This is a genomic window from Acinetobacter junii (genome assembly GCF_018336855.1).
Taxonomy (GTDB): domain Bacteria; phylum Pseudomonadota; class Gammaproteobacteria; order Pseudomonadales; family Moraxellaceae; genus Acinetobacter; species Acinetobacter junii.
In genome coordinates this window covers 2,948,968-2,968,156 of the sequence record NZ_CP059558.1, presented here as the reverse complement: position 1 = coordinate 2,968,156, position 19,189 = coordinate 2,948,968, and the positions used below count along the sequence as shown (strand labels likewise).

Genomic DNA, 19,189 nt, shown 5'->3' with positions numbered 1-19,189 from the left:
TTAACCAAAGGGATTCTTTATGGATGCAATCACAAGTGTTGGTCTTGGTCTAAGACGAGATTTTATCGAGGCATTTTTAGGTGCGACTCACTATCCTGACTTTATTGAAGTTGCTCCAGAAAATTGGATGGGTTTTGGTGGTCGGCATGCGAAACTTCTAGCTCAGTGTGTAGAAAAATCTCCATTAATTTGTCACGGACTCTCTTTGTCGATTGGTGGTCCTCATCCCTTAAATATTGATTTTATTCATCAAATCAAAAAATTCTTAGATTCTTATGAAGTCGAGATTTATTCGGAACATCTGAGTTATACCAATGATGGTGGCTATCTATACGATCTCTTGCCTATCCCAATGACTGAAGCTGCTGTGAAGTATGTAGTGGAACGAATTTCTCAAGTTCAAGATATTTTAGGGCGAAGATTAGTATTAGAAAATGTTTCTACTTATCTTATGCCGAATGCTGAAATGTCTGAGGCAGAGTTTGTCCGTGAAGTAATCACACAAGCAGATTGCGAATTATTGTTGGACGTGAATAACGTTTATGTAAATAGTATCAACCACCAAGCAGATGCTTATGCTTTCATTGAAGCTATGCCGATACAACGTATTCGTTATTTACATATAGCAGGGCATGAACAGGTGAGTACAGATTTACTCATTGATACTCATGGTGCTGAAGTATGTGATCCCGTTTGGGCATTGTTGGAATACACTTATCAGGTATGTGGTGTGAAACCAACGTTATTAGAGCGCGATTTTAATATCCCAACATGGCAGCAACTTCAAAGTGAATTGAATAAGATTCAGCAGTTACAGGGTCAATATTCAAATCAACACACACTAATCCCAATGAGCCAGAATTTGGTCGATGGGGTGAATGTATGAATATTAATGAGCATACTTTTCAGCAGACCCAACATGATTTTTGTGACTGGCTGCGTGATCCAAATTCAGTAAAAGATGTGCCTTTTGCTTTGGGTCGTATGCAAGTTTATCGAGAACTGTTGTTCAACAATGTTTGCTCATTTATCAATTTAGTTTATCCAGTGGCTCGATCTTTATTGCCTGAGCAGCAATGGCAACAGTTACTGACGGATTTTTTTCGAGAATCTCAGAATCAGTCTCCGCTTTATAACGATATCTCGTTGCAATTCAGAGAGTTTCTCACAGAAAAGCAGCATCCTATTTTAGTTGAATATCCGTGGCTTGCTGAGCTATTGCAATACGAATGGCTTGAACTGTACTTGGATACACTTGAAATTGAAGATGTTACTTTGAATGCCGAATTAAATTGGCAGCTGACTACACAAGTTTGGGTGTTGGTGTATCAATATCCTGTTTACCAGTGGTCAATCAATCAAATTAACATAGATCCCGCTCCAAGTGCCATCATGGTTTGGCGAAACAAACATGATCGGGTTTGTGTTGAAATATTGACTCCATTAACAGCTTATCTAATTGAGCAATTAGCACAACAACCATTGCCGCGAATAGCACTCGCTGAGTTTATCCAGCAAATAATTCCTGATCTATCGTTCAGTGAAGTGAATACTCAACTGGATGAACTTGCAGAAGATTTGATCCGCTTAGAATTGTTATACAAACCTGACTAGCATAGTGAGAAACGCGATGCCTGAAATTACAACATCGAATGCTAATGCATCGCAGCAACTGTATAACGATGATTTTCTGATGGAACTACGACAACAAATGATGAAATTTGCAGTATTGCAACTTTCTTCATTTCATCAAGCTGAGGATGTTGTGCAAGAAGCTTTAGTCAGTGCTTTACAACATTCAGGTTCTTTTTCTGGCCGATCAGCATTTAAAACATGGGTATTCGCTATTTTAAAAAATAAAATTGTTGATCTAATTCGTCAGAAGCAACGTTTAGTCAGTATGTCTGAATTGTTTGATACGGAAGAAAATGAGCGAAGCGTGGATGAGTTGTTTGATGCTTCAGGGCATTGGCAAAAATCAGAAAGACCAAAAGCATGGTTGAATCCTGAGGAAATGATGGAGCAGCAAGATTTTTGGATGATTTTCGATACCTGTTTGAATCATTTACCAGCAAAGTATGCACAAGTGTTTATGTTGCGGGAAATGATAGAACTTAGTTCAGATGAAATCTGTGAGAAATTAGAGCTAAGTGTCTCAAACTTGAACGTTTTAATGTATCGCAGTCGAGCCAGACTACGTGAATGCTTAGAAAACAAATGGTTACTTCAGGAGGATTGTTCATGTTGACGTGCCGAGAAGCGACCCAATTGCTTTCAGAAAAACAAGATCGGACACTGAACTTCAAAGAAATGAGTGCCTTACAGTTTCATGTGGTGATGTGTAGTTCGTGTCGACGTTTTGGCAAGCAGATGAAGAGCTTAAGTTTGTTATCAAAACAATATAAAAAATTTGATGAAAAACAGAAAGATTAAAATAAGAAAGCCTCATATTTCATGAGGCTTTCTTGGCTTAATTCGTACTAAAAACTGAGTTTCAGCACAAATTAAAAATTACATATTCGGGTAGTTTGGACCACCGCCACCTTCTGGCGTTACCCATGTAATGTTCTGTGATGGGTCTTTAATATCACAAGTCTTACAGTGTACACAGTTCGCAGCATTGATTTGGAAGCGTTTAGAACCGTCATCATTTTCCATCACTTCATAAACACCAGCAGGGCAATAACGTTGAGCAGGCTCATCCCATTTTGGTAAGTTTACGTTGACTGGAATAGATGGATCAGTCAGCTTCAAGTGAGCTGGTTGATTCTCTTCGTGTACAGTATTTGAAATGAAGACAGAAGATAAACGATCAAATACTAACTTACCATCAGCTTTCGGATAGTTAGGTTTGAATGTTGACGCATCTACAGTTTTAAGTGCAGCAAAGTCTTGTTTTAAGTCATGTAATGTAAATGGTACTTTAAAGACATTTTGGTCAATAAAGTTGAATGCACCACCAATCCATGTACCAAACTTATGCATCGCTGGACCAAAGTTACGCGCTTGATATAACTCTTCTTTTAACCAAGAGTTGTTATATTTATCTGTATAAGCAGTTAACTCTTTAGCAAAATGATCATCGCCTTCAAGTACACGAGCAATGGCAAGATCACCACCTTTTGCTACACCAGCAGCGATGGCTTCAAATACAGCCTCGCCACATAACATGCCTGACTTCATTGCAGTGTGTGAGCCTTTGATTTTTGAGAAGTTCAAGAAACCAGCATCATCACCGATCAAGCAACCGCCTGGGAATGTTAGTTTAGGTAAAGAGTTGAAACCACCTTTCACTACCGCACGCGCGCCGTAAGAAATACGCTTGCCACCTTCTAGGAATTGCTTAATCGTTGGGTGTGTTTTCCAACGTTGCATTTCCATGAATGGATACATGTGAGGGTTTTCGTAAGATAAGTCTACGATCATACCCAAAGTAACTTGGTTGTTTTCAGCGTGATATAACCACCAACCACCTGCAGAACCTGTCTCGGACAAAGGCCAACCCGCACCATGCATTACAAGACCAGGCTTGTGTTTTGCAGGATCGATTTCCCAAAGTTCTTTGATACCAATACCATAATGTTGTGGATCAGCATCTTTATCTAAGTTGTATTTAGCAATTAAACGCTTACCGAGGTGACCACGGCAACCTTCAGCGAATAATGTATATTTCGCATGAAGTTCATAACCAGGAGTAAAGTTGTGTGTTGGCTCACCATTTTTGCCAATACCCATATCACCTGTTTGGATGCCTTTTACAGTACCATCTTCATGATAAAGTACTTCAGATGCAGCAAAACCAGGGAAAATAGAAACTTCTAATTCTTCAGCTTTTTGACCTAACCAACGAACAACGTTACCAAGAGAAATGACATAGTTCCCTTCGTTGTGCATTGATTTAGGAACCATCCAATACGGCATCTTTTGTGCTTTAGTATCAGATAATAAGAAATAAGTTTCGTCATCCGTTACAGGAACATTCAGCGGAGCGCCTTCTTCTTTCCAGTTCGGGAACAATTCATTCATGGCACGTGGTTCAAGTACAGCACCAGAAAGGATATGCGCACCAACTTCAGAGCCTTTTTCAACCACACAGACTGAAAGGTCAGGTAGGTTGTTTTCAATCGCTAATTGACGAATTTTAATCGCAGCAGATAAACCCGCAGGTCCAGCGCCTACGATCACTACGTCAAACTCCATCGCTTCACGTTCGATGTGTTCCATGTAGGACTCCTCATATTTTAAGGGTGGCAACCGTAATCATTGCTATTCGGTGCTGCCATGAGTGTTCTGAATTGCCAAGCACAAAACTATCTATTGCGCTTGCAAACGTTTGGGATAGTATAGTTTTAAACCTTGATCTCGCCAATTGGCTGAGTGGTCATATTTTCCCGTCAGCAAGGCATAAACTATGATAAATGAAAATGATTCTCCACAGAATACAGGAAAAATCGTGTTGTCTGATGATAAAAACTTAATGAACATTGCACAATACTTAAAAGATGTACAGCAAAGTCACAAAAGGTCAATTCCACCTTTAGACCAATGGCATCCAAAGCATTGTGGCAAAATGGATTTGAAAGTAAAAGCCAATGGAGAGTGGTGGCACGAAGGTCAATTGGTTAAGCGTCAGGCACTCTTGGATCTGTTTAGTAAAGTGCTTTGGAAAGAAGATGGAAAATTCTACTTAAAAACACCAGTTGAACAGATTGAAATTGAAGTTGAAGATGAGCCTTTACTCATCAATCAAGCTGATCAAATAGAACTAGATGGAAAAAAATATCTACAACTTACGACCAGTAATCAAGATGTCGTCATTGTGGATGAACAGCATCCGATTTTTATGCGTGAATATGCAGGTGAGTTAAGACCTTATGTTCATGTGCGTTTTGGAATCAATGCCTTGATTCAGCGTCAAAGTTTTTATCATCTCGTGAATTACGGCACTTTGTCTGAAAATTCACAAGGTGAAGCTGTTTTAACATTAAAAAGTGGTGATTTAGTCTTGCATTTGAGCACCTGAGGTTTAATCTTTAACAGAGATATTTCACCACTACGTTTTCGTGTATGACAGCTGTTCAACCTATCGCAGAGTTATTAAATCCTATGCCTCATGCATCCTCAGATGCTCCGATAGGTGTATTTGATTCTGGGATTGGAGGTTTGTCGATTGCTCAAGAAATTGCCTATCATTTACCCAATGAGCGCATTCTTTATTATGCTGACACCGCTCATGTACCTTATGGGGCGCGTTCTGATCAAGAAATTCGTGAGCTTACGGCAAAAGCAATTGAATGGCTTTATAGGCAAGGTTGCAAAATCGCTGTCGTTGCCTGTAATACAGCATCAGCATTTAGTTTGGATTATCTGCGTGAACATTATGGTGAGCATTTTCCAATTGTCGGCTTAGTGCCAGCGTTGAAACCTGCTGTACTTCAGACGCAATCAAAAGTCGTCGCTGTGCTAGCAACACCTGCAACGTTTCGTGGTAAGTTAATTAAAGAAGTCATGCTAAAGTTTGCAGAGCCTGCAGGTGTGAAAGTTTTAACTGTTACGAGCCTCAAACTTGTGCCTTTTGTAGAGGCAGGAGAGCAGATGAGTGAAGCATGTTTAGTTGAGCTTCATAATATTTTGCAACCAGTGGTAGATCAGGGGGCAGATTTTCTTGTACTAGGCTGCACTCACTATCCATTTTTGAAAGATGCTATTCGTCAGATTTTTAATGAAAAGTTAAAATTAATCGATTCAGGACAAGCAGTTGCGCGACAAACAGCGTATATTTTAATAAAAAATAGGTTATTATGTGACAAAATAAGTCATAATATTACACGTATTGAATGTTTCGTTAGTGGACAGAATGCAGTCGAGTTACAACCTGTAGTTCAGCATCTTATGTCGTCACAATTGACGTGGACAATCAATAATTTGGATGAAGTTTAGATATTAAGCTCGACTCATACCATATTTAAAATTTTATTTGGGGTTATCTGTTAATAGGTTTTGGGCGGTTTAGCTTAAGCTTATGGATAAGTGAAGTGGGGCACAGGCTATGCAAGATACTCGTTATCAAGTCTTTATTTCTACGTCTGGCAATGAAATGCAACCAGAGCGAGCAGTACTGACTCAAACTTTGGTGGGAATGGGCTTTTTCTCTTGGGGCTTGGAACAACGCACGCCATTGAGCACATCGATCGCCCGACGTCAAATTGATGACTGCGATTACGTAGTGATTTTGCTTGGCAGCCAGTATGGAGAACAATCTGTGTCTGGCGTAGGTTATATGCATTTAGAGTATATCTATGCGATGACCAAGCAAAAACCTGTGATTGTATTTATGCATGAAGATCCCGACTCGCGTGACTTACAATTGCAAGATAATAAACCTGAATTAAAAGAAAAGTTTAAAGAGTTTAGAAAACAGCTACAGCATGATGTTGATCAAATATTTACATACCGTACCTTAAGAGATTTGGAACTAGCTGTTCGTTCGAGCATGCCACAAATGTTAGAGCGTTATCCTGTGGTAGGTTGGGTACGTCCTCAGAACACTCAAGTTTTACAAGATGAGATCGATAGTTTACGCGCCAAACTAAAACAACTCGAAACTGAGATGGGTAGTCGCGAAGCAGATCCAATTTCAATGTTACCTAAGGTTTCAATGCATGAGCTTTATTCTTTTGAATATCGTATGCATGCCTATCAAGATGGTAATTTTAAAGACATCAAAACGTTCCGTAAATTAACATGGGCACAATTGCTCAATGTACTTGGTTCATCTTTTGTTAGTCCAACTCCTGAAGAATATTTTTCAAAACGTATGAATGAATATTTAAATGAAACAGGTTTGGAAGATGCACGTAAAGAGATGCCAAGAGCACACGCCGTTTCAAGAGCACAGATCAATATACGTGCTTTGCATGAGATAAAAATGCAAATGCGTCAGAATGAATGGATTGTACCTACGGGACGTGATGATCGCCAACGTATGTTATGGCAGTTGACGCATAAAGCTCAAAAGTTATTGGAAAGTAATGTCCTAGATAGCAATCGGGTTTTTCAATTTAAAACAATGCATTAAACCAATTTAAAAAAGAATCATAAAGCTGCTAAAGTAATTGAAGAAATTCAGCTATAGCGGAAACGATCTATGTCAGCGACACCAAAACCAAAAGTCACTGTGATTTTAGCAAATTTAGGTACGCCCGACGAAGCGACTGCACCAGCAGTACGTCGTTTTTTGAAGCAATTTTTATCTGATACGCGTGTAATTGAAATCCCAAAATTTATTTGGTGGGTGATTCTACATGCTTTTGTTCTTCCATTTCGCCCAAAACGGGTTGCTCAAGCGTATGCCTCAGTTTGGTCAACTGACTCACCAATGCGTGAAATTGTTCTCAAACAAACACAATTGATTAAACAGCGTTTGCTGGATGAAAATCATCAATTTGACTTAACGGTTGTGCCTGCCATGACTTATGGTCAACCAAGCATTTATGCAGTATTTGAGCAACTTGAGAAAGTGCCTCAAGAGCATGTGATTTTATTACCATTATTCCCGCAATATTCTGCGACATCCACTGCACCTTTATATGATGCTTTTGCACGATGGATTCCAAATCAGCGCCATTTGCCTGGAATAACCATGATCAAAGATTATTATCAGCATCCATTATTCATTCAAGCTTTGGTGGATAGTGTGCTTGCTTATCAAGAGCAGCACGGAAAACCTGAAAAATTATTGATGTCATTTCATGGTATTCCTCAGCCTTATGCAGACAAAGGTGATCCTTATGCAGATCGTTGTCGTATGACCGCAAAACTGGTTGCTGAAGCATTGCATTTAAATGAAGATGAATGGGCAATCAGTTTCCAATCTCGTTTTGGAAAACAAGAGTGGGTTAAACCTTATACCGATGTTTTATTGGAACAATGGGGACAAGCGGGGGTTCGATCTGTACAAGTGCTGAGTCCTGCTTTTTCAGCAGATTGTCTGGAAACATTAGAAGAATTGGCAGTTGAAAATAAAGAAACTTTCCAACACGCTGGTGGTGGAGAATATGCTTATATTCCTGCGTTAAATACTGACCAAGCACATATTGATTTGCTTGCAAGTCTGGTTCAGGCTAATCTTGATGCTCTTACTCATACCTTAGCTCATCGTTAAGACGATCTTCTTTCACGCCAGAGGTTTTTTTATGCTGCAAGTCAAAATTGTTCCTGTTACTGCATTTGCTCAAAATTGCTCAATTTTATGGGACAGTGAAAGCAAAGAGGCGGTTTTGATTGATGCAGGTGGCGATGCAGCAGTACTTAAAAAAGAAGTTGAGGCTTTGGGTTTAACCGTTAAGGCACTATGGTTAACGCACGGACATCTTGATCATGCTGGTGCTGTAGGAGAATTGGCTGAAGCTTGGAAAATTCCTGTGATTGGTCCACATAAAGAAGACCAATTTTGGTTAGATATGATTCAAGAAGTCTCAGCACGTTATGGTTTCCCAATTCCTCAACCTGTTAAAGTCGATCAGTGGTTAGAAGGTGGTGAAACCTTAAAACTGGGTGAAGACGAATTCGAGGTGCGTTTTGCACCAGGACATACGCCTGGTCATGTGATGTTTTACAATCAAAAGCATGGTTTGCTTTGGACGGGTGATGTGTTGTTTAAAGGCTCGATAGGACGCACAGATTTTCCAAAAGGAAATCATCAGCAGTTACTCGATTCGATTAAAAGAGAATGCTTTAGCTTACCCGATGAAACTCAGTTTATTTCGGGGCATGGTCCAATCAGCACAATCGGTTACGAGAAACAATTCAACCCATTCGTTGCAAGTAAAGCTGGTTAATCCTCGTATTCATCTTCATGACGTTTATCGCCTGCCTGAGGTGCGTCTTGGGTAGGCAGTTTGTATTCATCGTTTGCCCAAGCCCCTAAATCAATCAGCTTACAACGCTCTGAGCAAAATGGGCGAAATTCATTACCTTCCCAAGTGCTGTCTTGTCCACAACGTGGGCAGGGGAATGTACGTGGCATAGAAAATTCCTACATCAAAAACAAATAGATTAGGCAAAAGCAAAGTGAATTGTTAGACTTATGCCGATTTCTAGATAGTTTGATGTGAATATGTCGATTCGTCAATTTCAAGCGCACCGAATGCAAGCACCACGTGATTTTCAGGTGATTCCGAATACGCCGATTTGTGTTGAAATCGGTGCGGGTAAAGGTAAGCATGCTTTACTGTTCACAGGGCAAAATCCGCAAACGACGTTGTATGCCATCGAACGAACTAAAGAAAAATTTTTAGCGATGCAAAAACAGCGTCAGCTTGAACCACGTGAATATTTATACCCCATACATGCTGATGCTTTGCCTTGGGTCGTACATGCTTTGCATCCTGCACAGGTAGAACAGTTTTTTATTCTTTATCCAAACCCAGAACCGCATAATCCAGCACAGCGTTGGTTAAATATGCCGTTCTTTGAGTTTTTGCTTTCACGTCTTCAGCCGAATGGCACCATTACTTTAGCGAGTAATATTGAAGAGTATATTGATGAAGCTGAACAGCAATTGATTCAATTGTGGAAGTTGCCTTATGAAAAGCAAAAAATAGCAACAGACTCTGCACGTACACATTTTGAAGTCAAGTACTTGGAACGTGGTGAACTTTGCCAACAGTTGATCATCACCAAGCCTGAAAATTATTCGACTCGTTTTGATGATTTTGCACCTTTGCAAGGTCAAAATGCTCAAGAGCAATCTGATGTCTAAACGTATTGCGATTATCGGTGCTGGCCCAGCAGGTTTGATGGCTGCTGAAATATTGAGCCAATATGATTATCAAATTGACGTTTTTGAGCAGAAGCCTTCAGCAGCGCGTAAGTTCCTTATGGCTGGGAAAACAGGTTTGAATATTTCTCATGTTGAGCCAATCGATACTTTTATTCAACGCTATGATCACGCAGTGTGGTTAAGTCCATGGGTAAGACATTGGGACGCGCAGTGGATTCAAGACTGGATGAAAGGTTTGGGCATAGAGTCCTATGTGGGGAGTTCAGGGCGAATTTTCCCGACCGAGATGAAAGCAGCTCCTTTACTCCGTGCTTGGCTAAAACGATTGGTAGATGATGGGGTGAAGTTTTATTATCGTCATCGTTGTGTCGATGTGACCAAGAATCAGTTAACGATTGAAAACCAAACAGGATGTTACACTGATCATTATGATGCGATTGTGTTGGCCTGTGGTGCTGTTTCATGGTCACAATTAGGCAGTGATGGTGCTTGGCAACAATGGTTGTCTGAAGATCAAATTGAACCCTTTCAAGCCAGTAATGCAGGTGTATTGAAAGCATGGTCACCATTTATGCAAGACTGTTTTGGACAACCACTTAAACGCGTGGATGCATGGGTGAATGCAGAACATAAAACGCATGGTGATATTGTGATTACTCACTATGGTTTTGAAAGTGGTGTGATTTATAAATTAGGGCGTGATTTAAGAGCTTTGAATCATCAAAAGCAACCTTTCATATTGCATCTGGACTTATTGCCAGATGTAAGTGCCGAACAATTAGAAAAAAAATTACACGGCAATAAAAAACAATCCCTAACGAATATTTGGCGAAAAGCAGGCTTAGATCACGTCAAAATTAATCTGTTACGTGAAGTCACGAATAAAAGCATATGGTCAGATGCAAAAGAGATGGCCCAGCAGATCAAGAACCTGAATATTTCACTTGATGGCTTTCGTCCAATCGAAGAAGCCATTAGCTGTGCGGGTGGTGTTAAACAGATCGCTTTGTCTTCTCAATTACAGTTGCAATCAAATCCTTTTGTGTTTTGTTGTGGTGAAATGCTGGATTGGGATGCACCAACAGGGGGATATTTACTCACTGCTTGTTTTGCAACTGGGCGAGCGGCAGGAACAGGTGTGCATCAATACTTAATATCTGACACTATAAGATGATGTTTTAAAAAGTGTTTATAAATTTAATGTATTTTTCATGTTTTAAATAACACGATTTTTATCTATTGGCGAGTTTCTTGCAAAGTTGAGATTTATCTTTTTGATAGATGAATATTCAATGTTGCAGAGATTCAAATCTAGTCTATTTCTTCAAGTCATTTTTGCATTAATTCTCGGTATTATCATTGGAATCAGTTTTCACGATTTTTCTTTAGCTTTAAAACCGCTAGGTGATGGCTTTATTGCACTGATCAAGATGCTTATTGCTCCTATTGTTTTCTGTGTAGTTGTACTTGGATTGTATGGAGCAAATGATCTTAAAAAAATGGGGAAGGTTGGCGCAAAAACGATTTTATATTTTGAGATTGTGACAAGTATTGCTTTGGTTTTGGGAATTGTGGTTGCATATGTCTTCAAACCTGGCGTTGGTATGAATATTGATATCACCCAGTTAGATGGAAAGGATTTAAATGTTTATACCGAACGTGCGCACACGATGAGTTCGGGATCAGATTTCTTATTACATATTATTCCTAAAACATTTGTAGATGCTTTTGCTCGTGGTGATATTTTACAAGTCTTATTGATCGCTATTTTGTTTGGTGTCGCTTTACTCATGATTCCAAAGCATTTGGCAGAGTTGGTATGTAAAGCAATCGAAGCTTTTTCTGAAGTGTTTTTTAAGATGATGGCTATAATCATTCGTTTAGCACCGGTTGGGGTATTTGGTTCAGTCGCTTATACCACTGCTAAATTCGGATTAGATTGATTGGTTCAGCTTGGCTATTTAGTCTTATTGTTTTATGTGACTTGTATTTTGTTTGTACTAATTATTTTAGGTGGAATCCTGAAATTTACAGGTTTAAATATATTTAAATTTCTAAATTATTTTAAAGCAGAACTATCCATTGTATTGGGAACTGCATCCTCCGATTCAGTGTTGCCTCAGATAATGAAAAAGTTAAAAAATCTAGGAATTAAGGATTCCACTGTGGGTTTAGTGATCCCGACAGGCTATTCTTTTAATCTAGATGGATTCTCTATCTATCTAACTCTTGGCGTTATATTTATTGCCCAAGCTTGCAATATTGATTTATCGATGCATGATTTACTTGCAATTTTATTAGTTTCTTTGGTGACTTCAAAAGGTGCACACGGTATCCCAGGTTCTGCACTAGTGATATTAGCTGCAACTTTGTCTGTCATACCCAGTCTTCCAACGATTGGCTTGGTGTTGTTATTGTCCGTTGATTGGTTTATTGGGATTGTACGTGCTTGTACGAATTTGATCGGAAACTGTGTGGCAACGGTTGCGATTGCTCATTGGGAACAGGATATTGATCATGCACGTGCCCAAGCTGTATTAGATCAAAAGATTGAGTTGAATTCCTAGATTAAATCACTATCTGAGACAATAAATAGTTTCTTAAAAATAGCATTTCTAATTTGCATGGAGCTTATATCTAGCCTATATTTTTAATGGAAAATTCATCAAAGGAATGTGCAATGTCTCAAACTTTACCTGTATATCACGGCAGTTGTCTGTGCAACGGTATTCGTTATGAAATCCATGGCGAAATTGGAGATATTGTGCAATGTCATTGTCAGCGTTGTCGTAAAGCCAATGGCACAGCTTATGCCACAAATGCTCCAATTAAAGTAAGTGATTTTAAAATTACGCAAGGTGAGCATCTACTCAAAAAATTTCAATCCACTGAGACGACTCAACGTTGTTTCTGTGCAGATTGTGGCTCACCTATTATAAGTATTAAATCTGATATACCTGAGTTTTATCGCCTAAGAATAGGTACTCTGGATACCCCCATACAGCAAAGACCAACCATGCATATTTTTGCGGCATCAAAAGCAGAGTGGGACTGTATTGCAGATGATTTACCACAATATGTTGAGCGACCATAATCGCTTTAGGTTGAGGATTGATCATGATTTTTGAGACGGCATCGTTAAGCCCAACGGAAGTGTATCGACTTTTAGTCGGTGGGATTACCCCTCGACCGATTGCATGGATCAGCACTTTATCTAAAGATGGTGTCGCCAATATCGCCCCTTATTCATTTTTTAGTGTGGCGAGTTGTAACCCGCCGATCTTATGGTATTCACAAGTGAACCCACAAAGTGGGCAGGATAAAGACACACTTCGAAATCTTATTGATACCCAAGAGTGTGTGGTACATATCGCTGATACAAAACTACTTGAGAAATTGAATTTGTCTTGTGCATCATTAGCTGCTGAGCAAAGTGAATTTGAATATGCTGAGATTGCATCTTGTCCAAGCTATTCAGTACAACCCTTATCTGTTCAAGACTCTTTGGTTCGTTACGAATGTCGCTTAAGAGAAATTTTAGAGTTCAGTACACTTCCTTCTGGGGGAAAAGTTGCTTTACTCGATGTTCAGGCGATTTATGTAGATGATCGGGTCTGGAATGGAACGATGATAGACCAAGAAAAATTAAACAGTCTTGGAAAAATGGGTGGTGATTTTTACAGTTTAACTAGTGATCTGCGTAAATTATCGAGACCGAAAATTTAATCGAGATTCAAAAAAGGAGGTTTTAATCCCTCCTTTTTTTAGATTATTTTACAGACAATGCCTGACCTTCAAATTTCACACCATCCCAGCCATTTTGCATAAACTGACGAATATTTTGGTGATCTGTTCCTTCAGGTGTTGCGAGCACAGATGCATAGTGTTCCGCAAATAAACTTAAAGTATCTGCTTGGTTTAAACCTTCTAATTGAGCAAAACTAAAGACTTTTGCACTTCCTTGGTTTTCAGTTGCAGCATTAAATTGAGCGCCATTTTGAAAAGCTGTAGGCGTGTGTTGATAACGTGCTTCAATAAAGGCAATAACATCAGCAAATTTTGCAGAACCATCTTTCAGTTGTGCCAATAAGGTTTGAGCCATTTTAAAATTCCATGTGCATAAAATGAATGTGAGCATCATACCATCGAATCAAGAAAGTTGATGTTTGATGCTGTGGAAACTAGACCGAATAGGGCAAGCTGTTTATGCTGTAAAAGATAAATCAAATGTATAAATAATAATGAATCGACATCATTTTAAAGTACCTAAACACAAGCCTTTCCTCCGTTATTTTAGCTTGCTGCTTAGCTGTCAATTTATCTTGACTGTGCGTCGCTTTTTCATGCGTCTATTACCTTTTATACGATTTGAAAGTCAGGTCAGTCATATTGTGTATTTATCATGGTTAGTTGATATCGAGCAGGTTCGAGAACGCTATCCTGAGCGGGTTCATTTGTGGGAAAGGCAGGGCAAAACAGTTTTTACCATTCTCAGTTACCAACACCATCATTTTGGCTTTCGTTTTCTTGGTCCATTTCGACGTTGGATGCCTTCTCCCCGACAAAGTAACTGGCGTTTTTATCTCAATGATACGGCACCTAAAACAGTCATTTTTGAACAGGTTTTGATTGACCATGCTTTGTATGTTGTTGGTGGTCGTCTCGCAAGCGATGTAATGCCTGCCCAATATGCTGCAAAGTTCGAGCATGAATTTGATTCTAAACAGCAGGCTATTCGGACGGAGGTTTATGTAGATCAAGATTATTCTTTTAAGAGCCATGTCGGTATACGACAGGAAAAAAATTTACCTGCAACATGGCAGAATTTATTTGATTCATGGGCGGATGCTGTGCATTTTCTAGTTGATCAAGATCATGCATGGGCAGAGTGGGTTGATCAACCCCAACGAATGTCGCAAGGTGATATTCAAATGCCAGTCTGCTTCGAGCAAATTCAAGCTGCAGAAGTGCTTGCTCTAAGCCCCCCTGAACTGCTAAAGCAGTTCCAAATAGACGCTGATGCAGATGTTTTTGCTTTTGTAATTCCTGCTCTAGATTTTCACGTCTTGAATGAAAAAATATTAAATTGAACATCAGGTTGTGGATAACTGAAGCGTTATACACAGAAAAAAACATAAGTTGAGTTGTTCAAAATCTATGTTATTTTAGGATGAAGGAGATGGTATACCTCCTTTTACAAACCGCCAAACTGGCTAATGATGCCTACGTTGTCCTGTACAGGGAGCGTAGGTTTATGCGCACTCTGTTTATCTTCTGGAGTCCGCAGATGGCAAAAGTACTCGCTATGTTTAATGCATTACTGTCTCCAAATCTGAGTTTGGAGTAAATCATGTACTATCCACTTATCTCAATTGCATTAGGATCAATCTTAGGTGCTTGGCTACGTTGGTTGATTGGTTTAAAGCTCAATCCTATTTTTCCAGCGATTCCATTGGGTACAGTCACCGTAAATTTTATTGGTGGTTTTATTATTGGATTTGCAATTTCATATTTTTCACAAAGCGCACTTAGTCCAAATTATAAGTTATTTGTGATCACAGGTTTTTGTGGCGCATTAACGACTTTTTCAACCTTTTCAGCAGAGATCATTGCATTATTGCAACAAGGCAAACTGAGCTATGCTGTTGCTGCGATTGTTATTCACGTGATTGGTTCACTCGTCTTTACTTTGATTGGCATGAGCTTGCATCAGTGGTTGAGTGCTGCCTAGTTCGGGAGAGAACTTATGAATGGATTCTTAATTACCTTTTATGCTGAACGCAGTCGAATGTACCAAGGTCAACCGATTGTTGAATGGTTATTGTCTGTTGCCCAACAAATGAAGTTGGGAGGTGCAACAGTCATAAATGCAACACATGGTATGGATCATCGCGGGCAAATTCATTCTGCAGGATTTTTTGAGTTGGCTGATCAGCCTGTTCAAATTCAATTCGCCGTGAATGATGAACAGGCTACAGCGTTGTTTAAATTTCTTGAAGATAAAGCGATTTCTCTATTTTATGTCAAGCAGGCTGTTGAATATGGTGTGATTGGACAATCATCACTGCGAGATGGATGACAAATTTTTGACATAAAAAAAGAAGTCTAAGTGGAGGAGATATAACCTTAGACTTCGAATGCTTCTAATGTACAGCGTCAAACTTAAAATAAGATTAAGCTTTACGACTAAAACGACCAAATCGTTTATTGAAGCTCGCAACACGACCTTCGTTGCTTGCTTGACGTACTTCGCCTGTATAAAACGGATGTGATGCGCTTGAAATATCTAGAGTCACATAAGGGTAAACTTGACCTTGATATTCTTTAGTCTGTTTGGTTTGGATCGTGCTACCAATCAAGAAGTAAGCATCGGCATTGGTATCGTGAAATAGTACTTGTTGGTAAGCAGGGTGAATATCTTTGCGCATTTTTAAGACTCCTAAAATTATATGGAAATGTTATAACATAACAATATATGAAGTCAATTTTGAGTATTTCAAGTTTTGATTTGAAATGACAAATAGATTTTCGTCTTTCGATTAAGTAAAGGACACTAAGTTTTAAGAAATTTAACTAGGCACGAGTTCTTCAAATAAATCATTCAGATTGTCATGCACTTTGAGATGAATGAGATTCCAATAATGTCCAGATACCGTACGATTCACCATCAATGTATCGGGAGAAGGTTTAAATACATCCCAATATTTTAAAGATTTTTTCACTAGGCGCATGCCATCATGATGTGAAGAGTTTTCTGCAAAATCATAATGTGTACTGAGCGGACGTAATAAAATTTCAATCCATTGACTATAAAGTTCGTCAGGGAACTTTTCTTTTTCAGCCAATGCTTTTAATTCGACTAATAAGTCTTCAACTTGAGCAATATTCTCTTGTCGAGCAGCATTGACGAGAGATTTAAAGTGTTGAACGATTTCAGGCGATAAGGTTTTTACACTGCCATAATCGTAAATAATTACGCTACCATCTTCTCTAAATGCAAAGTTACCTGGGTGTGGATCGCAATGAAATCGTCTTAAAAAGAAAATTTCTTGTCCGAGCGCACGTACGATTCGACGACCAATTTGATTGCGTGTTTCGACAGACCACGTACTCGCCGTTTCAATTGATTCACCTTTTTCATAACTGAGTGTGAGTACACGGCGAGATGAATAGTCTTTATAGACGGTAGGTATAATCACTTGTTGATCGAGTTTTTCATGAAAGGTTTTAAATACTTCTAGGTTCTGGGCTTCAATTTCATAGTTCAATTCAGCTGATAGACTGTCTTGGATTTCTTTAAAAAGTTGATCTTGAAGTTTTTTATCAATTTTTAATACGCCCATTAAACGTAAAGCAAGGCGGACCTGTTTTAAATCGCTTTCACAAGCTTGATCGACACCAGGATATTGTACTTTGACTACAACTGCTTGCCCATTCGGCAAAATAGCACGATGTACTTGACCGATGGATGCTGCTGCAAATGGTTCGGTTTCGAAAGAGCTAAAAATTTGGTTTAAGGGTTTGCCTAACTCTTTTTCGACTTGCTGCTGGATCGCAGCAAAAGGCATGGCAGGGGCTTGGCGTTGTAACTTAGCAATCGCTTTGGCGACTTCTGGTGGAAAAATATCTTTGTATTGAGAGGCAATCTGTCCGACCTTCATTACAGCACCTTTCATTTCTCCAAGTGTATCGGCGATTTGAATTCCGATATCTTGGAAAAGTTGGCTACGTGCTGCATTTTTTTGTTCTTCATCGGCAGTGAGATTTCGAATAGAGTTAGCCACGCTTTTGCTTGCAATACTTGCGGTCATGCCTGCCAGTTTTAAAAAGCGTTTACCGGAAGAACTCGCATGCTTTGCCATATTCGTTAGACCTCAATTGTTTTATCTCAAAGGAGTATCTTGATCATAGGGTACAAAACTTAAATTGCCTATAAGAAAATGTTAAGTGATGTAAGTCATTATTTATGAGTAGGTCGATAATAAATGAAAAGCTCAGTTGTTAGAGCTTTCCATACCATGAATACGTTAGAAACGAATATTCTTTATAGTGTTTTCTCTAAGCGTTGATTGTTTAAATACAAACGACCAATCAATAATACACAAGCAATAGTTAAGCCAATAATCAAACCTAGCCAAACACCTGCAACACCCCAAATCGTATAACGAGCTAAATACAAACCGATTGGGAAAGCAATCACCCAGTATGCCATCAGTGTAATCCACATAGGGGCTTGAGTGTCTTGCATACCACGGAGGCAGCCTGCAGCGCTTACTTGCCATGCATCCATTAATTGGTATGCCATTGCAAACCATAGCAGATACATCGCCATGGGGATCACATCTATATCATTGGTGTAGATTGCAACGATATATGGTCGAGCTGAGGCAATCAGAAGCATGGTGCACAATGCAAAGAATGTCGCACTCATCAATCCTACTTTCTGTGCTTGGCGCATAGCTTGCCAATTCTTTTCCCCATAATACATTCCGACCCGAATTGTTAAGGCAATCGCTAAGGATAAAGGAATCATAAACAACTGAGATGTGACTGAAATTGCAATTTGATGTGCTGCAATCGCATTTTCTCCCAGTGGTCCTAATACCAACGCACCTGTGCTAAAAATACTGACCTCAAAGAAAACCGCTAAGCCAATTGGAAAGCCAAGTTTTAAAATTCGTTTAACCCAAGTTGGGTCTATTTTTTCCCATTGCGTAAAAATAGGAGCTTGTTTATATGCACGCGCTTTAGAAATGTATATTGCAAGTGTAATGAACATTAACCATTGTAGAATCGCTGTCGCAAAGCCACATCCAGCACTGCCTAAAGCTGGTATTGGCCCAAAGCCATACATGAAAATGAAGTTCAGTGGAATCAGTACTAAGAGTGCCAATAAACTGATTACTGTGACTGGGCGAGGATGTCCAAGCGCTTCTGAATAGCTACGTAAAGCTGCATACATCATTACAGCAGGCATACCAAAACCAATCGCATGTAGGAATAGGCTGGCTTTCGGGAGGAGATGCTCTGGTACGCCAAAGTAAGGCAACAAAAGTGGCATACATTGCAAAATAAACATTGCAACGACACCTAGAATCAATGCTACCCATAAAGATTGACGTGCGATAGTCGGAATTTTTTCAGGTGTTTTAGCACCACGTGCTTCAGCGACGAGTGGTGTGGTCGCAATCATAATCCCAGCAAACAACAGCATGATAGGAATCCACAGACCTACACCCACAGCAATTGCAGCAAGATCGCCAGCAGAAAGATGACCTGCCATAATTGTATCAATCAAGCCTAATCCAGCTTGGGCAAACTGAGTGATTAGTATTGGTAGCATCAAGTGAAACAGTTGTTTTAATTCATAGCGCTTGCTGGTTGCTTGTAACACAAAAAATACTC

General features: G+C 39.4%; 22 protein-coding genes, 1 pseudogene and 1 riboswitch. Of the genes and pseudogenes, 17 read left to right on the top strand and 6 right to left on the bottom strand.

The window, feature by feature from the left end:
• The first annotated feature begins 19 nt into the window (after window positions 1-19).
• From H2677_RS13755 to H2677_RS13740, 4 genes are read left to right on the top strand one after another with little or no spacing between them, the layout of a single operon-like run.
• The gene (locus H2677_RS13755; RefSeq protein ID WP_212638766.1) at window positions 20-886 is read left to right on the top strand and encodes an HvfB family MNIO-type RiPP peptide maturase; all 867 of its coding nucleotides are present in this window, start codon (window positions 20-22) and stop codon (window positions 884-886) included.
• Window positions 883-1,614 carry an HvfC family RiPP maturation protein gene (locus H2677_RS13750; protein ID WP_212638765.1) on the top strand — a complete coding sequence of 244 codons (732 nt, stop codon included), beginning with the start codon at window positions 883-885 and terminating at the stop codon, window positions 1,612-1,614. Before H2677_RS13755 ends, H2677_RS13750 begins: the two co-directional genes overlap by 4 nt.
• A 16-nt stretch (window positions 1,615-1,630) precedes the next feature.
• A complete protein-coding gene (locus tag H2677_RS13745) occupies window positions 1,631-2,248 on the top strand; it encodes an RNA polymerase factor sigma-70 (RefSeq protein WP_212638764.1) in 618 nt (205 codons plus the stop codon).
• Window positions 2,242-2,433, top strand: a complete 192-nt coding sequence (locus H2677_RS13740; RefSeq protein ID WP_004916718.1) for a zf-HC2 domain-containing protein — start codon at window positions 2,242-2,244, stop codon at window positions 2,431-2,433. The genes H2677_RS13745 and H2677_RS13740 overlap by 7 nt, the downstream gene beginning before the upstream one ends.
• A gap of 78 nt (window positions 2,434-2,511) precedes the next feature.
• Here the strand turns inward: H2677_RS13740 and H2677_RS13735 are convergent, their stop codons facing one another.
• Window positions 2,512-4,224, bottom strand: coding sequence for an electron transfer flavoprotein-ubiquinone oxidoreductase (locus tag H2677_RS13735; RefSeq protein ID WP_004916716.1), 1,713 nt, complete (start codon window positions 4,222-4,224; stop codon window positions 2,512-2,514).
• 187 nt (window positions 4,225-4,411) lie between these two features.
• Between H2677_RS13735 and H2677_RS13730 the strand changes: the two genes are divergently transcribed.
• From H2677_RS13730 to H2677_RS13710, 5 genes are all read left to right on the top strand, one after another.
• Complete coding sequence (locus H2677_RS13730; RefSeq protein WP_004916713.1) at window positions 4,412-5,023, top strand: DUF1285 domain-containing protein; 612 nt, start codon at window positions 4,412-4,414, stop codon at window positions 5,021-5,023.
• Window positions 5,024-5,067: 44 nt separating this feature from the next.
• Window positions 5,068-5,940 carry a glutamate racemase gene (murI, locus tag H2677_RS13725; protein ID WP_212638763.1) on the top strand — a complete coding sequence of 291 codons (873 nt, stop codon included), beginning with the start codon at window positions 5,068-5,070 and terminating at the stop codon, window positions 5,938-5,940.
• Window positions 5,941-6,049: 109 nt separating this feature from the next.
• Window positions 6,050-7,078: a DUF4062 domain-containing protein gene (locus H2677_RS13720; RefSeq protein ID WP_004957594.1), complete on the top strand. Its 1,029-nt coding sequence runs from the start codon at window positions 6,050-6,052 to the stop codon at window positions 7,076-7,078.
• A gap of 69 nt (window positions 7,079-7,147) precedes the next feature.
• Window positions 7,148-8,164 (top strand): ferrochelatase, encoded by a 1,017-nt coding sequence (hemH, locus tag H2677_RS13715; protein ID WP_004916701.1) that lies wholly within the window; start codon window positions 7,148-7,150, stop codon window positions 8,162-8,164.
• A 31-nt stretch (window positions 8,165-8,195) separates the two neighbouring features.
• On the top strand, window positions 8,196-8,840 hold the full coding sequence (locus tag H2677_RS13710; RefSeq protein WP_004916699.1) for an MBL fold metallo-hydrolase: 645 nt from the start codon (window positions 8,196-8,198) through the stop codon (window positions 8,838-8,840).
• Here the strand turns inward: H2677_RS13710 and H2677_RS13705 are convergent.
• Window positions 8,837-9,028, bottom strand: a complete 192-nt coding sequence (locus H2677_RS13705) for a DNA gyrase inhibitor YacG (RefSeq protein ID WP_004916696.1) — start codon at window positions 9,026-9,028, stop codon at window positions 8,837-8,839. The two genes, H2677_RS13710 and H2677_RS13705, sit on opposite strands and share 4 nt — an antisense overlap.
• A 90-nt stretch (window positions 9,029-9,118) precedes the next feature.
• Here H2677_RS13705 and H2677_RS13700 point away from each other — a divergent pair, with 90 nt between their 5' ends.
• The 5 genes and pseudogenes from H2677_RS13700 (at window position 9,119) to H2677_RS13680 (ending at window position 13,510) form a co-directional block, all read left to right on the top strand.
• A complete protein-coding gene (locus tag H2677_RS13700; protein ID WP_407929288.1) occupies window positions 9,119-9,763 on the top strand; it encodes a class I SAM-dependent methyltransferase in 645 nt (214 codons plus the stop codon).
• Window positions 9,756-10,958 carry a TIGR03862 family flavoprotein gene (locus tag H2677_RS13695; RefSeq protein WP_212638761.1) on the top strand — a complete coding sequence of 401 codons (1,203 nt, stop codon included), beginning with the start codon at window positions 9,756-9,758 and terminating at the stop codon, window positions 10,956-10,958. Before H2677_RS13700 ends, H2677_RS13695 begins: the two co-directional genes overlap by 8 nt.
• 118 nt (window positions 10,959-11,076) lie before the next feature.
• Window positions 11,077-12,351 (top strand): annotated as a pseudogene (gene dctA / locus H2677_RS13690) (C4-dicarboxylate transporter DctA).
• A gap of 113 nt (window positions 12,352-12,464) precedes the next feature.
• Window positions 12,465-12,878 (top strand): GFA family protein, encoded by a 414-nt coding sequence (locus H2677_RS13685; RefSeq protein ID WP_004957606.1) that lies wholly within the window; start codon window positions 12,465-12,467, stop codon window positions 12,876-12,878.
• A 23-nt stretch (window positions 12,879-12,901) separates the two neighbouring features.
• Window positions 12,902-13,510, top strand: coding sequence for a flavin reductase family protein (locus H2677_RS13680; protein WP_212638760.1), 609 nt, complete (start codon window positions 12,902-12,904; stop codon window positions 13,508-13,510).
• A 43-nt stretch (window positions 13,511-13,553) separates the two neighbouring features.
• Here H2677_RS13680 and H2677_RS13675 read toward each other — a convergent pair whose 3' ends face one another.
• Window positions 13,554-13,886 (bottom strand): HopJ type III effector protein, encoded by a 333-nt coding sequence (locus tag H2677_RS13675; RefSeq protein ID WP_004958735.1) that lies wholly within the window; start codon window positions 13,884-13,886, stop codon window positions 13,554-13,556.
• Window positions 13,887-14,025: 139 nt separating this feature from the next.
• Here H2677_RS13675 and H2677_RS13670 point away from each other — a divergent pair, with 139 nt between their 5' ends.
• The 3 genes from H2677_RS13670 to H2677_RS13660 all read left to right on the top strand — a co-directional run bounded on the left by H2677_RS13670 (window position 14,026) and on the right by H2677_RS13660 (window position 15,863).
• A complete protein-coding gene (locus H2677_RS13670; protein WP_212638759.1) occupies window positions 14,026-14,874 on the top strand; it encodes a DUF2071 domain-containing protein in 849 nt (282 codons plus the stop codon).
• Window positions 14,875-14,950: 76 nt separating this feature from the next.
• Window positions 14,951-15,017, top strand: a riboswitch (Fluoride riboswitch).
• Between the two features lie 117 nt (window positions 15,018-15,134).
• On the top strand, window positions 15,135-15,515 hold the full coding sequence (crcB, locus tag H2677_RS13665; RefSeq protein WP_004916675.1) for a fluoride efflux transporter CrcB: 381 nt from the start codon (window positions 15,135-15,137) through the stop codon (window positions 15,513-15,515).
• A 15-nt stretch (window positions 15,516-15,530) separates the two neighbouring features.
• A complete protein-coding gene (locus tag H2677_RS13660; RefSeq protein WP_004958740.1) occupies window positions 15,531-15,863 on the top strand; it encodes a DUF190 domain-containing protein in 333 nt (110 codons plus the stop codon).
• A 94-nt stretch (window positions 15,864-15,957) separates the two neighbouring features.
• Here H2677_RS13660 and H2677_RS13655 read toward each other — a convergent pair whose 3' ends face one another.
• The 3 genes from H2677_RS13655 to H2677_RS13645 all read right to left on the bottom strand — a co-directional run bounded on the left by H2677_RS13655 (window position 15,958) and on the right by H2677_RS13645 (window position 19,178).
• Entirely contained in the window at window positions 15,958-16,212 is a 255-nt protein-coding gene (locus H2677_RS13655) for a type B 50S ribosomal protein L31 (protein ID WP_004916670.1), read from the bottom strand.
• Window positions 16,213-16,353: 141 nt separating this feature from the next.
• On the bottom strand, window positions 16,354-17,646 hold the full coding sequence (locus H2677_RS13650) for an ABC1 kinase family protein (protein WP_004957620.1): 1,293 nt from the start codon (window positions 17,644-17,646) through the stop codon (window positions 16,354-16,356).
• 182 nt (window positions 17,647-17,828) lie between these two features.
• The gene (locus tag H2677_RS13645; protein WP_004916666.1) at window positions 17,829-19,178 is read right to left on the bottom strand and encodes an MATE family efflux transporter; all 1,350 of its coding nucleotides are present in this window, start codon (window positions 19,176-19,178) and stop codon (window positions 17,829-17,831) included.
• Window positions 19,179-19,189: the final 11 nt, after the last annotated feature.

Excerpts from the sequence above, each read along its gene's own strand:
- H2677_RS13755 (WP_212638766.1), top strand. The coding sequence starts at position 20 with ATGGATGCAATCACAAGTGTTGGTCTTGGTCTAAGACGAGATTTTATC.
- H2677_RS13750 (WP_212638765.1), top strand. The coding sequence starts at position 883 with ATGAATATTAATGAGCATACTTTTCAGCAGACCCAACATGATTTTTGT.
- H2677_RS13745 (WP_212638764.1), top strand. The coding sequence starts at position 1,631 with ATGCCTGAAATTACAACATCGAATGCTAATGCATCGCAGCAACTGTAT.
- H2677_RS13740 (WP_004916718.1), top strand. The coding sequence starts at position 2,242 with ATGTTGACGTGCCGAGAAGCGACCCAATTGCTTTCAGAAAAACAAGAT.
- H2677_RS13735 (WP_004916716.1), bottom strand. The coding sequence starts at position 4,224 with ATGGAACACATCGAACGTGAAGCGATGGAGTTTGACGTAGTGATCGTA.
- H2677_RS13730 (WP_004916713.1), top strand. The coding sequence starts at position 4,412 with ATGATAAATGAAAATGATTCTCCACAGAATACAGGAAAAATCGTGTTG.
- murI (WP_212638763.1), top strand. The coding sequence starts at position 5,068 with ATGACAGCTGTTCAACCTATCGCAGAGTTATTAAATCCTATGCCTCAT.
- H2677_RS13720 (WP_004957594.1), top strand. The coding sequence starts at position 6,050 with ATGCAAGATACTCGTTATCAAGTCTTTATTTCTACGTCTGGCAATGAA.
- hemH (WP_004916701.1), top strand. The coding sequence starts at position 7,148 with ATGTCAGCGACACCAAAACCAAAAGTCACTGTGATTTTAGCAAATTTA.
- H2677_RS13710 (WP_004916699.1), top strand. The coding sequence starts at position 8,196 with ATGCTGCAAGTCAAAATTGTTCCTGTTACTGCATTTGCTCAAAATTGC.
- H2677_RS13705 (WP_004916696.1), bottom strand. The coding sequence starts at position 9,028 with ATGCCACGTACATTCCCCTGCCCACGTTGTGGACAAGACAGCACTTGG.
- H2677_RS13700 (WP_407929288.1), top strand. The coding sequence starts at position 9,119 with ATGTCGATTCGTCAATTTCAAGCGCACCGAATGCAAGCACCACGTGAT.
- H2677_RS13695 (WP_212638761.1), top strand. The coding sequence starts at position 9,756 with ATGTCTAAACGTATTGCGATTATCGGTGCTGGCCCAGCAGGTTTGATG.
- H2677_RS13685 (WP_004957606.1), top strand. The coding sequence starts at position 12,465 with ATGTCTCAAACTTTACCTGTATATCACGGCAGTTGTCTGTGCAACGGT.
- H2677_RS13680 (WP_212638760.1), top strand. The coding sequence starts at position 12,902 with ATGATTTTTGAGACGGCATCGTTAAGCCCAACGGAAGTGTATCGACTT.
- H2677_RS13675 (WP_004958735.1), bottom strand. The coding sequence starts at position 13,886 with ATGGCTCAAACCTTATTGGCACAACTGAAAGATGGTTCTGCAAAATTT.
- H2677_RS13670 (WP_212638759.1), top strand. The coding sequence starts at position 14,026 with ATGAATCGACATCATTTTAAAGTACCTAAACACAAGCCTTTCCTCCGT.
- crcB (WP_004916675.1), top strand. The coding sequence starts at position 15,135 with ATGTACTATCCACTTATCTCAATTGCATTAGGATCAATCTTAGGTGCT.
- H2677_RS13660 (WP_004958740.1), top strand. The coding sequence starts at position 15,531 with ATGAATGGATTCTTAATTACCTTTTATGCTGAACGCAGTCGAATGTAC.
- H2677_RS13655 (WP_004916670.1), bottom strand. The coding sequence starts at position 16,212 with ATGCGCAAAGATATTCACCCTGCTTACCAACAAGTACTATTTCACGAT.
- H2677_RS13650 (WP_004957620.1), bottom strand. The coding sequence starts at position 17,646 with ATGGCAAAGCATGCGAGTTCTTCCGGTAAACGCTTTTTAAAACTGGCA.